The sequence below is a fragment of the Pseudomonas sp. MNR3A genome, assembly GCF_009650575.1.
GTDB classification, from domain to species: Bacteria; Pseudomonadota; Gammaproteobacteria; order Pseudomonadales; family Pseudomonadaceae; genus Aquipseudomonas; species Aquipseudomonas machongensis.
Genome location: NZ_VZZS01000019.1, coordinates 175,211 through 189,207, shown reverse-complemented (window position 1 = coordinate 189,207; position 13,997 = coordinate 175,211). Strand labels below are relative to the sequence as shown.

Sequence of the window (13,997 nt, the reverse complement as noted above, 5' to 3'; positions counted from 1 at the left end):
GCTGTGCCCACTGACTTGGCGAAGACCACGAAACGGGCCGGGCCCATCGCCCGCCAGCGAAATGCAAATCAGGTTTTTAGGAGCGCTGTAATGCCTGAGATCTACCATTTCTTCCAACAACTGGTTAATGGATTGACCATCGGCAGCACCTATGCCTTGATCGCCATCGGTTACACGATGGTGTACGGCATCATCGGGATGATCAACTTCGCCCACGGCGAGGTGTACATGATCGGATCCTATGTGGCCTTCATCGCCCTCGCGGGCCTGGCCATGATGGGTATCCACTCGCTGCCGATCCTCATGACCGTGGCCTTCGTCGCAACCATCTGCGTGACCAGTGCCTACGGCTACAGCATCGAACGGGTCGCCTACCGGCCGCTGCGTAACAGCAACCGCCTGATCCCGCTGATTTCCGCCATCGGCATGTCGATCTTCCTGCAGAACACCGTGCTCCTGTCGCAGGACTCCAAGGACAAATCCATCCCCAACCTGATTCCGGGCGCCTTCTCGTTCGGCCCGGGCGGTGCGGAGGAAGTGCTGGTGTCCTACATGCAGGTGCTGGTATTCGTCGTCACGCTGGTGGCCATGACCTGCCTGACCCTGTTCATCTCCCGTTCCCGTCTGGGCCGCGCCTGCCGCGCCTGCGCCGAGGACATCAAGATGGCCAACCTGCTGGGCATCAACACCAACAACATCATTGCCCTGACCTTCGTCATCGGCGCCGCCCTGGCAGCCGTGGCGGCCGTGCTGCTGAGCATGCAGTACGGGGTGATCAACCCCAACGCCGGCTTCCTGGTAGGCCTTAAAGCCTTCACCGCAGCGGTTCTGGGCGGCATCGGCAGCATCCCGGGCGCCATGCTCGGCGGGCTGGTGCTGGGTGTGGCCGAAGCCTTCGGCGCCGACATCTTCGGCGACCAGTACAAGGATGTGGTGGCGTTTGGCTTGTTGGTTCTCGTCTTGCTGTTCCGGCCGACCGGCATCCTGGGCCGTCCGGAGGTTGAAAAAGTATGAACAGAAATCTCAAACAGGCGTTCTTCAGCGCCTTGCTGGTCTGGGCCGTCGCCTTCCCGGTGCTGGGCCTGAAGCTGAGCATCGATGGCATCAGCCTGATCGTGCACAGCCAGGGCAGCTTCACCATCAGCATCATTGCCGTGTGTTCGATACTGATGTTCCTGCGTGTGCTGTTCGACAAGCAGTGGAGCTCAGTGATGGGCGGGCGTTCCGATCGCAAACTGATCCCGCCTTCGGTAAGCAACTTCCTGACCCTGCCCAAGACCCAGCGCTGGATCATCCTGGGCCTGATCGTGGCCGCCCTGATCTGGCCGTTCTTCGGCTCGCGCGGCGCGGTCGACATCGCCACCCTGATCCTGATCTACGTGTTGCTGGGCCTGGGCCTGAACATCGTGGTCGGCCTGGCCGGCCTGCTCGACCTGGGTTACGTCGGTTTCTACGCCGTCGGTGCCTACAGCTACGCCATGCTCTCGCACTACCTGGGCTGGAGCTTCTGGGTCTGCCTGCCGATCGCGGGCCTCATGGCCGCAACCTTCGGTTTCCTGCTCGGCTTCCCGGTACTGCGCCTGCGCGGCGACTACCTGGCGATCGTCACGCTCGGCTTCGGCGAAATCATTCGCCTGTTCCTGCGTAACCTCACCGACTGGACCGGCGGCCCCAACGGCATCAGCAACATCCCCAAACCCGAGTTCTTCGGGCTCACCTTCGAACGCCGTGCGGCAGAGGGCATGCAGACCTTCCATGAGTTCTTCGGGCTGGAATACAACTCGATCAACAAGGTCATCTTCCTCTACCTGGTCGCCCTGCTGCTGGCATTGCTCGCGCTGTTCGTGATCAACCGCCTGCTGCGCATGCCGATCGGGCGTGCCTGGGAAGCGCTGCGCGAAGACGAGATCGCCTGCCGCGCGCTGGGCCTGAACCCTACCGTGATCAAGCTCTCGGCCTTCACCCTGGGCGCCTGCTTCGCAGGTTTCGCCGGCAGCTTCTTCGCTGCGCGCCAGGGCCTGGTGACGCCGGAGTCGTTCACCTTCATCGAGTCGGCGATCATCCTCGCCATCGTCGTGCTTGGCGGCATGGGCTCTCAGTTGGGCGTGATTCTCGCGGCCATCGTGATGATCCTGCTGCCTGAGCTGATGCGTGAGTTCAGCGAATACCGGATGCTGATGTTCGGTGCGCTGATGGTGTTGATGATGATCTGGCGTCCGCAAGGCCTGCTGCCTATGCAACGTCCACACATGGAGCTGCGTCGATGAGCCGCGAAATTCTGCAAGTCAGCGGCCTGAGCATGCGCTTCGGCGGCTTGTTGGCGGTCAATGGCGTGGGCCTGACCGTCAAGGAAAAACAGGTGGTCGCCCTGATCGGCCCGAACGGTGCCGGCAAGACCACGGTGTTCAACTGCCTGACCGGCTTCTACAAGCCAAGTGGCGGCACCATCCTGCTCGACGGTCAGCCGATCCAGGGCCTGGCCGGCCACCAGATCGCCCGCAAGGGCGTGGTGCGGACCTTCCAGAACGTACGTCTGTTCAAGGAAATGACCGCGCTGGAAAACCTGCTGATCGCCCAGCACCGCCACCTGAACACCAACTTCTTCGCCGGCCTGTTCAAGACCCCGGCGTTCCGCCGCAGCGAGAAGGAAGCCATGGAGCGGGCCCAGTACTGGCTGGAGAAGGTCAACCTGACCGAGTTCGCCAACCGTACCGCCGGCACCCTCGCCTACGGCCAGCAGCGCCGCCTGGAAATCGCCCGCTGCATGATGACCCAGCCACGGATCATCATGCTCGACGAACCGGCAGCAGGCCTGAACCCCAAGGAAACCGAAGACCTCAAGGCCCTCATCGGCTACCTGCGCGAATCCCACAACGTGACCGTGCTGCTGATCGAGCACGACATGAAACTGGTGATGAGCATTTCCGACCACATCGTGGTGATCAACCAGGGCACACCCCTGGCCGATGGCACGCCGGAGGAAATCCGCGGCAACCCTGATGTGATCAAGGCCTACCTGGGGGAAGCGTAAATGCTGAAGTTCGAGAACGTTTCCACTTTCTACGGCAAGATCCAGGCGCTGCACAGCGTCAACGTGGAAATCAACCAGGGCGAGATCGTCACGCTGATCGGCGCCAACGGCGCCGGCAAGTCGACCCTGCTGATGACCCTGTGCGGCTCGCCACAGGCACACAGCGGCAGCATCAAGTACCTGGGCGAAGAGCTGGTCGGCCAGCCCTCCTCGCACATCATGCGCAAGAGCATCGCGGTGGTGCCGGAAGGCCGCCGCGTGTTCGCCCGCCTGACTGTCGAGGAAAACCTGGCCATGGGCGGTTTCTTCACCGACAAGGGCGATTACCAGGAGCAGAAGGACAAGGTCCTGCAACTGTTCCCGCGCCTGAAGGAGCGCTTCACCCAGCGCGGCGGCACCATGTCCGGTGGCGAGCAGCAGATGCTGGCCATCGGCCGCGCGCTGATGAGCAAACCCAAGCTGCTGCTGCTCGACGAGCCGTCGCTGGGCCTGGCGCCGATCATCATCCAGCAGATCTTCGACATCATCGAACAACTGCGCCGTGATGGCGTGACGGTGTTCCTGGTAGAGCAGAACGCCAACCAGGCACTGAAGATCGCCGACCGCGCCTACGTGCTGGAGAACGGCAAGGTGGTGATGCAAGGGACTGGTGAGGCATTGCTGACCGATCCGAAGGTGCGTGACGCGTACCTGGGTGGTTGAATGATCAAAGGGCCTGCGGGCCCTTTTTTCATGATCCCGCGAAATACGACACTGGGTGATGACCCTTGTGAAGCCAACGCTCGCTGGGTAACGTGACTCCCCTCGATACCCGCGACCCCGGAGTCTGCACGATGCGTCTCACCCCTTCCCTGCTGCTCGCCGCCCTGCTGCCCCTGTTCGCCGGCTGCCAGATGCTCGCCGAACAACCGAGCGACCCGAACGTCGGCACTACCCGCATGCAAGGCGAACTCAGTGCAGCCAATAGTCAGTTGCTGTTCAAGCCCTGCAGCGAGGCACGTCGCTTCGTGGTCAAGGATGCCGCTGGAACCGGCATCCTGCAGGAAGCCGCCAACCTCGCCAGTGGCCCCAAGACAATGCTGTTCGCCGATATCCGTGGGCGCCTGGCCGGCAGTCGCGAGGCCAACAGTGACGGCCAGCTGGACGTTACCCGGCTGTACCGAGTCGAAGCCTCGGCCAGTGCCTGCGAAGACCCCAACTTCAAGCAACTGACCCTGCGTGCTGGCGGGCATGCACCCGACTGGGACATCAAGGCCAGCGGCAAGGGCATGGTGATCAACCGTGAAGGCAAGGATCCGCTGCCGCTGCCGTTCCTCGAAGAGCAGATGCCCGGCGGCGGCCTGAGCCTGTCCAGCGAAGCCAACGGCCAGCGCGTCGAGCTGTGGGTCGCGCCGCAGCGCTGCGTGGAGCCTGGCACTGGCGCCGTACGTCACCTGCGCGCCGAACTGCGCATCGATGGCCAGGCCCTGCAAGGCTGTGCTTACTACGGCGGTGCGCGCGACAACTGATCATCGGGTACTTTTATCCTGCCAGTCGGGGCGGCGAACAGCTTATACTTGGCGGTTTGAGTAAAGCCGCCGGCCGCCCCATGGCCGGGATACTGGACCCTGCCATGCTACGAATCACCGAACTGAAGCTGCCCCTGGACCATCCCGACGAAGCCTTGCGCGAGGCTATCGTCCAGCGCCTGGGGATCCGCGACGAGCAACTGCTCGGCTTCAACCTGTTCAAGCGCAGCTACGACGCACGCAAGAAGAACAGCGAACTGCTGTTCATCTACACCATCGACCTTGAAGCCAGCAACGAAGCCGAGCTTCTGCACAGGTTCGCCGATGATCGCAATATCAGCGTGGCGCCGGACGTCAGCTACAAGTTCGTCGGGCATGCCCCGGCCGATCTTCAGCAACGTCCGATCGTGGTCGGCTTCGGCCCGTGCGGCATCTTTGCAGGCCTGCTGCTGGCGCAGATGGGCTTCAAGCCGATCGTGCTCGAGCGCGGCAAGGAAGTACGCCAGCGCACCAAGGATACCTGGGGCCTGTGGCGCAAGAGCGTGCTCAACCCCGAATCCAACGTGCAGTTCGGCGAAGGCGGCGCCGGCACCTTCTCCGACGGCAAGCTGTACAGCCAGATCAAGGACCCGCAGCACCATGGCCGCAAGGTGCTCGAAGAATTCGTCAAGGCAGGCGCACCGGAGGAGATCCTCTACATCAACAAGCCGCACATCGGCACCTTCCGCCTGACCAGCATGGTCGAGAAGATGCGCGAGGAGATCATTGCCCTGGGCGGTGAAATCCGCTTCCAGGAGAAGGTCACCGACCTGCTGGTCGATGGCGAACAGCTCACCGGCGTCGTTCTGGAAAGCGGCGAACAGCTGCACTCGCGCCATGTGGTGCTGGCCCTGGGGCACAGTGCCCGCGACACCTTCCGTATGCTCCACGCCAGGGGCGTGTTCATGGAGGCCAAGCCCTTCTCGGTGGGCTTCCGTATCGAGCACCCGCAATCGCTGATCGACAAGGCGCGCCTGGGCAAGTATGCCGGGCACCCGAAACTCGGCGCCGCCGACTACAAGCTGGTCTACCACGCCAAGAATGGCCGCTCGGTCTACAGCTTCTGCATGTGCCCGGGCGGTACCGTGGTCGCCGCCACCAGCGAGCCGGGGCGCGTAGTCACCAACGGCATGAGCCAGTATTCGCGCAATGAGCGCAATGCCAACTCTGGCATCGTCGTGGGCATCGACCCTGAGCGTGACTATCCGGGCGGCCCGCTGGCCGGCATCGAGTTGCAGGAGCGCCTGGAAGCCCACGCCTATGTCATGGGCGGCAGCAACTACCAGGCGCCGGCGCAACTGGTCGGCGATTTCGTCGCAGGTCGTGCGTCCACGGCGCTGGGCAGCGTCGAACCTTCCTACAAACCAGGCGTCACTCTCGGTGACCTGGCTCCCAGCCTGCCAGACTTCGCCATCGAGGCGATTCGCGAAGCGCTACCGGCCTTCGATCGCCAGATCAAGGGCTACAACCTGCACGATGCAGTGCTGACCGGCATCGAGACACGTACCTCGTCGCCACTGCGCATTACCCGTGGCGAGGACTACCAGAGCCTGAACCTCAAAGGGCTGTTCCCGGCCGGTGAAGGGGCAGGCTATGCCGGCGGCATCCTGTCGGCGGGCGTCGATGGCATTCGGATCGCCGAAGCGGTCGCGCGCGACATACTGGGAATCAAGGCCTGACGCCCCGAGCCAGGCCAGTTGCACGGGCTATTGCCGAGTACTGCGGTTCTTGCGGTACTCGGCCACATAGCCCAGCTTGCGGCTCGCAGTCTTGTCCAGTTCCTTGCGGTCAACGCTGTGATAACCGCCCAGTTGGCGCGCAGTGAAGCCGCTGTCGCCAACAACCTCGTCCGGGGCCAGCGTCACCATCAACCTGGCGGCTGCGGCAACCGCCTGCCGATAACCGCTGCGCTCATCAAGATCGAAAGCTGCCAGCGGCAACGTTCCCCGCAGCCAGTTGCCCCAGTAAAATTCGAGAAACTCAGGCGCCACGTCACCGGAGCGCGGCTTGTCGTAGCCAACCTTGCGGGCGAAGTACACCAGGGACCGATACGGGTCATCGGCCATATCACTCAAGCCAACATGGGCGGGTAGCTGGGCAGGTTTGATCGGTTTGCCGTCAGCATCGCGCAGCCAGGTCTTGCGGGCCTGCTGCATGCGCTGCCAGAACTGCGCAAGGTCGGTGCTGTCGCTGAAATCGTCGGTAACTCTCACCCAGACCTTCAAGCCACGACCGGCCCACTCGGCGAGGCTGGTGAAACCATGGTGACCATCGGTGAGATAAAGGCGCCCGCCCGGGCCGACGACGACCGTCTTCATGTCGGCCTTGCGAGTACCTATGGCGGCCTCACAGACAAAGCTGTCAAGATTGCTCAACTCGGCGCCTTTGCCCACCGCACGAGCCTCGCCCTGCCCGTTGACTTCACAATAGTCATCGAAGGCTCTTTTCGGCTCGGCGGCATAACGACCCAGCTTGTAATAGATCTGGTCGAATCCGATGACAGCCTGGGTTGGGTGCACCTGCTCGATGCTGACCTCCAGCAGCTGTCCGATGCGGACAGGCTCGCCATCGGCTCGGGCTTGGGCACAGAGCAGAAACAGCGCCAAAACGGTAGTGCAGAAGCGGATCATGGTATTCCTCGCGGTCAGGCAAGCCCCGGAGCACCGGGGCTGCTACATGTCTGGTCCAGGCCTCAGAAAACATACTGCAGGCGCATCGCCACGGCGTCGCCAGAGTCATCACCGGCCTGGTTGCTGATGCCATCGACGTTTGTTTTCACATAATTGGCCGAAACCTTGACCTGATCATTTACATACCAGTTGACGCCCAAGGTGTGCAGCTTCGCCCGGTTACCCAGGTAACCGCGCTCTTCGACTCGCGCGGCATCGAAGCGGTAGAAGACCTCCCATGCCCCCAGTTGCTTGTCGGACGGCTTGACCTTGTCGAACTTGCCACCGTTGAGTTTGTAACCCCGAGGCTCGCCAGTGAGGGTGTAGGCCAACTGGCCGTAGTACCCCTCAGCTTTTCGATCATTGCGCCTGGTATCCGATACTGCATCAAGATCCCGGCGCAGGTACTCGGCCTGCACCGAAAAAGCCCCCCGCGCCCAGGCGGCTTCCAGCCCCCAGACCGCATCACCGTCGTAGGCTCCGGCAACACCGGGAGCAAGGTCCACGCGGTTGCCGTTGACAGCGTCCTCGGAGGTTGCGCGCGCGCCCAGGCGTGAACGGATACGGCCGTTGCTGGCAACCTTGTCCATATCACTCATGGCGTAATCGACACCAAAATGCAGCACATTGCCAGGCTCGGCCCAGGGCGCGACGACGGCGCGGAGGTTATAGATATTGGTGTTCTTGCCGTTCTTGTCTTCCTGCCCCTTGGGGCGATTGACACTGGCGACGCCATAGAACAGATCGGTGCTGGCGCTCAATTGCACGCCCATGCCGTCTGCATGGTCGGCTACCCACGGGGCCAGATCGCCGAGCAGGCTACGCTCCATGGCGGTTGTCCATTTGGAACTGGTAGCTTGCTCCAGCCCGAAGTCGGGATCAAAACGCCCCAACTTGATCGTCACCGGCTCCAGCGCCAGGTAGCTGACAGAGGCTTCCTTCCAGGACGTCGCACCGTCGTCGGCGAAATCGATGGAGAACTCATAGGACCAATCACCATAGGCCTTGCCATTGAGCTCCAATCTGGCACGACGCAGGAAAGCCTCGTTCGCGCGCTTGCCATTCTTGCTATAGATACCGTCGAACTCACTGTAGTCAGCCTGCAACAGGCCACCTATCTGGAAAGCGAATTGCTTGTCGGTCGTGGCAACTTCAAGCCCCCCCTTGGTCTTGATGACGATATCAGCCCCATCGGTTGTAACGGTACCGGCTGATGCCTGGGTGCTGACCATCAATCCCAGAGCGCCCGCAGCAAAGCCGAAACGACAGCTTGCCAGGCGGTGAATAGCGTTCATGCAACTTCTCCCAAAGTAATGGTTTTCTACCGCCGGACCACAGCCGATCGGTGGCAGCAGAGCCTGTTGGGAGCGCATTACAGTTAGGTTTCCTTGAAATAATTAGCCAATAAAATCAGAGAATTAGTGAGTTTTTTTGAAATTTCACCAGCCATGTTCTTGGAAGGCAGACACCCAATTCTGTAGAGAGCGGGGGAACGATCCGAGCAGGATGTAGGCCAATGCGCAGTCCCCAACTCCCCCTCCGTGACGCCTGTTTCGAAGAAAAGCGTTGCAGCACAGATTTCAACGGTAAAACGGCTCGGCAGTTGGCTGAATATTCCTGGAATCCAGAGGGATACCTCCGCCCAGGAGTCAGATAGCCAAAGCGCAATCATTTATAACAAAAAAGAATATAGTTTTTGTTTTAAAGAATATCGCCGCACGTTAGGGTGTACGCCCGTTCCGTTCAAATACGTACTGGAGACGCTCGCCCGTGCGCAGCCTTATCAATCGTTTCCTGCAGCTGGAGTCTGCCAGCGGCCTGCTGCTCATCATCGCGGCGGTCATTGCCCTGATCGTCAACAACTCACCCCTGTCGCACCTGTACATGGGCTTTCTCGACGTTCCTGTCGCGGTGCAGATCGGCGCCCTGCAGATCGCCAAGCCGCTGCTGTTGTGGATCAACGATGGCCTGATGGCACTGTTCTTCCTGCTGATCGGCCTGGAGGTCAAGCGCGAGGTACTCGAAGGCCAGTTGTCCAAGCCCTCGCAGATCATTCTTCCTGCCACTGCGGCGGTCGGCGGCATGCTGGTACCGGCGCTGATCTACTGGTTCATCAACCGTGACAACCCCGCCACACTGGCTGGCTGGGCCATCCCTACCGCCACCGACATCGCGTTCGCCCTTGGCGTGCTGGCGCTGCTCGGCAAGCGTGTGCCGGTATCGCTCAAATTGTTCCTGATGACCCTGGCGATCATCGACGACCTCGGCGCGATCATCATCATCGCCCTGTTCTATTCCGGCGAGCTTTCGAACATGGCATTGATGCTTGCCGGAGCTTGTCTGCTGGCGCTGCTGGGCATGAACCGCCTCGGGGTGAAGAAGCTTGCGCCGTACCTGATCGTCGGGCTGGTCCTTTGGGTCTGCGTGCTGAAGAGCGGCGTCCATGCCACCCTCGCCGGCGTGGCGCTGGCAATGTTCATTCCCCTGGGCACCGGCGACAAGAAAAATGCCTCTCCACTGCTCACCCTGGAGCACGCGCTACACCCCTGGGTGGCCTACGCGATCCTGCCGCTGTTCGCGTTCGCCAATGCTGGAGTATCGCTGACCAATGCCAGCGCGGAGAGCTTCACGCATTCGGTGCCCATGGGCATCGCCATCGGATTGCTGCTGGGTAAGACGGTTGGTGTGTTCGGCCTGACCTGGATGGCCATCAAGCTGCGCCTGGCCGCCCTGCCCGCGGGCGCCAACTGGGGCCAGGTGTTTGGCGTCGCGATTCTGTGCGGTATCGGTTTCACCATGAGCCTGTTCGTTGGCTCCCTGGCCTTCCCATCCGGTGTCAGCGAGTATGCCGGGGAGGACCGCATGGGCATCCTCACCGGCTCGCTCTTCGCGGCGTTGATCGGCTATGCCGTGACTGCGGCGGCCAGCCGCAAGCGACAAGTATCGGTTGCAACCAGCTGATAGCATCAGGCACAAAAAAACCCCGACCGGCCTCGCCGGATCGGGGTTTTCTTTGCGCTGCGAAATCAGTGAGTGACGCGGCTGGTGCCATCGACGGTCATGATGCGCACACGTTCACCAACGCGGAAGATCTCGTTCTGCTGCACTTGCTGCACATAGGCGCGCATGCTGCCGTCGTCTTCACGAACGGTAATTTCAACGCCTTGGGTGCGGGTCAGGCCTTCTTCAGCGGCCGAGCCTGCCAGGCCACCGGCCACGGCACCGATCACCGCAGCAACGATACTGCCGCGACCACCCCCTACGGCGCTGCCCGCGACGCCACCGACAATGGCACCGGCGCCACCGCCGATCGGAGTCTTGGTACCCTCGATCTTGACCGGGCGCAGGGATTCGATCGTGCCCATGCGCACAGTCTGCACGCGACGGGCTTCATCTCGAGAGTAACTGTCACCGGTCAGGCTGGACTGGCAGCCACCGAGCAACAGCGCCATGGTGGTGAAGCTTGCCACCATCAAAACGGATTTACGCATGGGGAATCTCCATAAGTCAGGTGTCTATTAGACTCCCCGTGTGGATGGGTGTCACGACACAAACGTTATTAAATTGTTTTCATTCAGCTCGAGTACAGGCGCCAAGCAGCTTGCCGCCCACTTCACCAATGAGACCAAGAATAGTCGTGGATTACTTCATCGTCGCAATGACAGGGGGCGCTGGACTGTGTTTTCGCCGCTGAAGACGGGATGAAGATCAAGCCGTACCGGGTAATGGCGAGGGCCGCAAGCGGCCCCCTGGCAATCACGGAGCCAACCGCTCTCGCTGCCACTGACCATCGACCAGCCGGTAATTGAGGCGATCGTGCAAGCGGCTGGAGCGCCCCTGCCAGAACTCGATCCGCTCAGGTAGCAAGCGGTAACCACCCCAATGGTCCGGGCAATGCGGCTGAGTGTCGGAGAACCGCGCCTCGGTAGCCTTGACCAAACCTTCGAGCGCTGCGCGATCGGCGATCACTCGGCTCTGTGGCGAGGCCCAGGCCCCCAGCCGACTGCCCAGAGGACGTACCTGGTAGTAGTCGTCCGACTCTTTTGCGCTGACTTTTTCCACTCGCCCTTCGATGCGCACCTGGCGCTCGAGCGCCGGCCAGAAGAACGTCATCGCAGCGAACGGATTGACCAGCAATTGCTGGCCTTTGGCGCTTTCATAGTTGGTGAAGAACGTGAATCCGCGCTCATCGAGCCCCTTGAGCAACAGCACCCGACAATGCGGACGCCCTTCACCGTCAACCGTGGCAAGGGTCATGGCATTGGCCTCGACAGGCGGCTGTTCGGTCTTCACCGCGTCGCCGAACCAATGGTGAAACAGCGCGAACGGCTCACCCGGTGCCTGGGCCTCGGCCAGGCCATCACGGGTGTAGTCGCGCCGCATGTCGGCCAGGGATTGAGTCATGGCTGCGTTTCCTTAGACGATCAATTGGTCTTCGCAGGGCTGTTGGCGGCGACTTTCTTGTCGGCAGCAGGCGCCGCTTTCTTGGCTGCGGGCTTGGTTGCTGGCTTTTTCGCGGCCGGCTTGGCTGCAGCCTTGGCGACAGGCTTTTTCGCAGCGGGCTTGGCTGCAGCCTTGGCAACAGTCTTCTTCGCGGCGGGCTTGGCATCAGCGGCCTTGGCGGGTGCCTTGGCATCCTGGGTGGCAACCATCGCCGCAGGTACCGGTGCCGGGGCTGCCTGCTGGTACTTGGCCAGCAAGGCGACCATGGTGTTCTGCGGGGTCAGCAGCATTTCCACACGGCGGTTCAGGGCTCGCCCCTCGACGCTGTCATTGGCCGCGCGTGGCATCACGGCGCCCATGCCCTTGAGGGTCAGGCGGTCACGCTGCAAGCCGCTCAAGCGGAAGATCGCCGAGACCGACGCGGCACGCTCGAGGCTGAGCTTCTGGTTGGCGACGGCGACACCGCTGGTATCGGCATGGCCAAGTACGAGCACGGCAGTCTTCGGGTCGCCTTCGACGATCTTGGCCACACGGGTGATCGGGCCCAGAGAAGACGGCAGCAGCATGTTCGGGCGGTCCGGGTTGTAGGAGCCGTCGACCGGCAGGGTCACCGCAAGCACGTTGTCACGACGCTCGATTTCAAGCTTGCTGTCTTTGGCGGCCTCGCGCAGCTTCGGTTCGTACTCGTCCAGCCAGGCCTGGGTAGCCTTCTGGTCGATCTTGGGCACTGCCGGCGCCTCGGCCTGCTTGTCGCTCGAGCCGAACGGCCACCACCAGCGGCTGCTGCTTTCAGACTTCGCATCGGCTTGGACGACCTTTTCGGTCACCGCGTCCTTCACGTCCTGTTCGGCAACCTTGTCCGAACCGAAGGGCCACCAGCTGAGGCCGCCGTCCTTCGAAGCGTCCTGGGAGTGGCTGGCGCAGCCGGTCATGGCCAGGCACAGGGCAAGTGCTAAGGTTTTTTGTGAAGACATCAGCGATACACCATGAATTAGAAAGAAATTTTGCCCACACACACGAGGCGTTGGCATTGAGGATAGTCAAAGGAATCGGGCATTACCCGCATTACCCGATCAAAGGCAACTACCCAGTACCCGCACCAGTTTCTGCGCACGGGGGTCCATCAATACGTAGGGGCCAAGGGTATTGGTGACGAAACCGAAGGCCACGTCGTGCTCGGGGTCGGCGAAACCGACCGATCCACCCGCCCCCGGATGACCGAAAGCCCGAGCACCCAAGCCGAAGGTGGCGTTGGCGACATCCGGCTGGTCGAGCATGCAGCCCAGGCCAAAACGGGTCTGGGTCAACAGGGTGCGATCCTGCCCAAGGCTATGCTCGCGGGTCAGTTCATCGAGCAGTTCGGATTCCAGCAGGCTGCCATCGAGCAGGCCGGCATAGAAGCCCGCCAGGCTGCGGGCATTGCCGTGGCCATTGGCAGCCGGTTGCTGCATGCGGCGCCACTCGGGTTTGTTGGTGCTGGTGAGGATCGCTGGCGGATTGGTGAAAGCACGGGTCGACAACGCCTCAGGCTCGCGCATGGTCACCTGCAGCAAACGCTGGGCTGCGGCATCACCAGGATTACCCTTGCCACGGGCGATATGCGCCACGCGGTGGAACTCCTCATCGGCCAGCCCCACATGAAAATCCAGCCCCAACGGGCGCGCAGTGCGGGCGACGATCGAGTCACCAGGGCCACGGCCATCGGCGCGGCGGATCAGTTCGCCGATCAGCCAGCCATAGGTGATGGCGGCATAGCCATGCTCGCTGCCAGGGGTCCACCACGGCGTTTCGGCCGCCAGGGCGTCGACCATGACCTGCCAGTCGTAGAGGGCCTCGGCCGGCAACAACTCACGGATTGCCGGCAGGCCGGCGCGGTGGCTCAGCAACTGGCGCAGGGTAATGCCGTCCTTGCCCGCCTGGCCAAACTCCGGCCAGTAACGGGTCACCGGCACGTCCAGGGCCAGCTTGCCCTCACCCACCAATTGCAGCGCAGTCACAGCAGTGAAGGTCTTGGTGCAGGAAAACAGGTTGGCGATGGTATCGCTGTGCCACGCCTGCTGGCCGTCCTTGTCGGCGCTGCCGGCCCACAGATCGATGACGGTTTCGCCACCAACCTGGATGCACAGCGCCGCGCCACGCTCCTGGGGATCATCGAACAATGCGGCAAACGCGTCGCGCACCGCTTCGAACTTCAGCTCATAGTGGCCCTGGATCTGCACCCGCCTACTCTCCGTACGACCTGTCTCACAAAGTCGTGCATTGTTTCAGTAGTTGGCGGGTTTGCCTACTGAATGTGGCTGGAAGGTT

13 protein-coding genes are annotated in these 13,997 nt (G+C 61.9%); 7 read left to right on the top strand and 6 right to left on the bottom strand.

Going from position 1 to position 13,997, the window contains the following annotated elements; translation table 11 throughout:
* Positions 1–90: 90 nt before the first annotated feature.
* From livH to F6X62_RS15320, 6 genes are all read left to right on the top strand, one after another.
* On the top strand, positions 91–1,014 hold the full coding sequence (livH, locus tag F6X62_RS15345; RefSeq protein WP_054891750.1) for a high-affinity branched-chain amino acid ABC transporter permease LivH: 924 nt from the start codon (positions 91–93) through the stop codon (positions 1,012–1,014).
* On the top strand, positions 1,011–2,267 hold the full coding sequence (locus F6X62_RS15340; protein WP_054891751.1) for a high-affinity branched-chain amino acid ABC transporter permease LivM: 1,257 nt from the start codon (positions 1,011–1,013) through the stop codon (positions 2,265–2,267). Before livH ends, F6X62_RS15340 begins: the two co-directional genes overlap by 4 nt.
* Positions 2,264–3,031, top strand: coding sequence for a high-affinity branched-chain amino acid ABC transporter ATP-binding protein LivG (livG, locus tag F6X62_RS15335; RefSeq protein ID WP_054891752.1), 768 nt, complete (start codon positions 2,264–2,266; stop codon positions 3,029–3,031). Before F6X62_RS15340 ends, livG begins: the two co-directional genes overlap by 4 nt.
* Positions 3,032–3,733, top strand: a complete 702-nt coding sequence (locus F6X62_RS15330) for an ABC transporter ATP-binding protein (RefSeq protein ID WP_153774031.1) — start codon at positions 3,032–3,034, stop codon at positions 3,731–3,733.
* A gap of 131 nt (positions 3,734–3,864) precedes the next feature.
* Positions 3,865–4,539: a COG3650 family protein gene (locus F6X62_RS15325; RefSeq protein WP_153774030.1), complete on the top strand. Its 675-nt coding sequence runs from the start codon at positions 3,865–3,867 to the stop codon at positions 4,537–4,539.
* A 104-nt stretch (positions 4,540–4,643) separates the two neighbouring features.
* Complete coding sequence (locus F6X62_RS15320) at positions 4,644–6,257, top strand: NAD(P)/FAD-dependent oxidoreductase (RefSeq protein ID WP_153774029.1); 1,614 nt, start codon at positions 4,644–4,646, stop codon at positions 6,255–6,257.
* A 27-nt stretch (positions 6,258–6,284) separates the two neighbouring features.
* Here F6X62_RS15320 and F6X62_RS15315 read toward each other — a convergent pair whose 3' ends face one another.
* Positions 6,285–7,208: a ParB/Srx family N-terminal domain-containing protein gene (locus tag F6X62_RS15315; RefSeq protein WP_153774028.1), complete on the bottom strand. Its 924-nt coding sequence runs from the start codon at positions 7,206–7,208 to the stop codon at positions 6,285–6,287.
* A gap of 62 nt (positions 7,209–7,270) precedes the next feature.
* A complete protein-coding gene (locus tag F6X62_RS15310) occupies positions 7,271–8,542 on the bottom strand; it encodes an OprO/OprP family phosphate-selective porin (RefSeq protein WP_153774027.1) in 1,272 nt (423 codons plus the stop codon).
* Positions 8,543–9,017: 475 nt separating this feature from the next.
* On the opposite strand from F6X62_RS15310, the gene nhaA reads away from it, so the two are divergent.
* Positions 9,018–10,208, top strand: coding sequence for a Na+/H+ antiporter NhaA (gene nhaA / locus F6X62_RS15305; RefSeq protein ID WP_063543485.1), 1,191 nt, complete (start codon positions 9,018–9,020; stop codon positions 10,206–10,208).
* A gap of 65 nt (positions 10,209–10,273) precedes the next feature.
* Here nhaA and F6X62_RS15300 read toward each other — a convergent pair whose 3' ends face one another.
* The 4 genes from F6X62_RS15300 to F6X62_RS15285 all read right to left on the bottom strand — a co-directional run bounded on the left by F6X62_RS15300 (position 10,274) and on the right by F6X62_RS15285 (position 13,909).
* On the bottom strand, positions 10,274–10,738 hold the full coding sequence (locus F6X62_RS15300) for a glycine zipper 2TM domain-containing protein (protein WP_054891758.1): 465 nt from the start codon (positions 10,736–10,738) through the stop codon (positions 10,274–10,276).
* A gap of 265 nt (positions 10,739–11,003) precedes the next feature.
* Positions 11,004–11,651, bottom strand: coding sequence for a pyridoxamine 5'-phosphate oxidase (gene pdxH, locus F6X62_RS15295; protein ID WP_153774026.1), 648 nt, complete (start codon positions 11,649–11,651; stop codon positions 11,004–11,006).
* Positions 11,652–11,671: 20 nt separating this feature from the next.
* The gene (locus F6X62_RS15290; RefSeq protein WP_153774025.1) at positions 11,672–12,664 is read right to left on the bottom strand and encodes an OmpA family protein; all 993 of its coding nucleotides are present in this window, start codon (positions 12,662–12,664) and stop codon (positions 11,672–11,674) included.
* 99 nt (positions 12,665–12,763) lie between these two features.
* Positions 12,764–13,909, bottom strand: a complete 1,146-nt coding sequence (locus F6X62_RS15285; RefSeq protein ID WP_054891761.1) for a serine hydrolase domain-containing protein — start codon at positions 13,907–13,909, stop codon at positions 12,764–12,766.
* Positions 13,910–13,997: the final 88 nt, after the last annotated feature.

Excerpts from the sequence above, each read along its gene's own strand:
- livH (WP_054891750.1), top strand. The coding sequence starts at position 91 with ATGCCTGAGATCTACCATTTCTTCCAACAACTGGTTAATGGATTGACC.
- F6X62_RS15340 (WP_054891751.1), top strand. The coding sequence starts at position 1,011 with ATGAACAGAAATCTCAAACAGGCGTTCTTCAGCGCCTTGCTGGTCTGG.
- livG (WP_054891752.1), top strand. The coding sequence starts at position 2,264 with ATGAGCCGCGAAATTCTGCAAGTCAGCGGCCTGAGCATGCGCTTCGGC.
- F6X62_RS15330 (WP_153774031.1), top strand. The coding sequence starts at position 3,032 with ATGCTGAAGTTCGAGAACGTTTCCACTTTCTACGGCAAGATCCAGGCG.
- F6X62_RS15325 (WP_153774030.1), top strand. The coding sequence starts at position 3,865 with ATGCGTCTCACCCCTTCCCTGCTGCTCGCCGCCCTGCTGCCCCTGTTC.
- F6X62_RS15320 (WP_153774029.1), top strand. The coding sequence starts at position 4,644 with ATGCTACGAATCACCGAACTGAAGCTGCCCCTGGACCATCCCGACGAA.
- F6X62_RS15315 (WP_153774028.1), bottom strand. The coding sequence starts at position 7,208 with ATGATCCGCTTCTGCACTACCGTTTTGGCGCTGTTTCTGCTCTGTGCC.
- F6X62_RS15310 (WP_153774027.1), bottom strand. The coding sequence starts at position 8,542 with ATGAACGCTATTCACCGCCTGGCAAGCTGTCGTTTCGGCTTTGCTGCG.
- F6X62_RS15300 (WP_054891758.1), bottom strand. The coding sequence starts at position 10,738 with ATGCGTAAATCCGTTTTGATGGTGGCAAGCTTCACCACCATGGCGCTG.
- pdxH (WP_153774026.1), bottom strand. The coding sequence starts at position 11,651 with ATGACTCAATCCCTGGCCGACATGCGGCGCGACTACACCCGTGATGGC.
- F6X62_RS15290 (WP_153774025.1), bottom strand. The coding sequence starts at position 12,664 with ATGTCTTCACAAAAAACCTTAGCACTTGCCCTGTGCCTGGCCATGACC.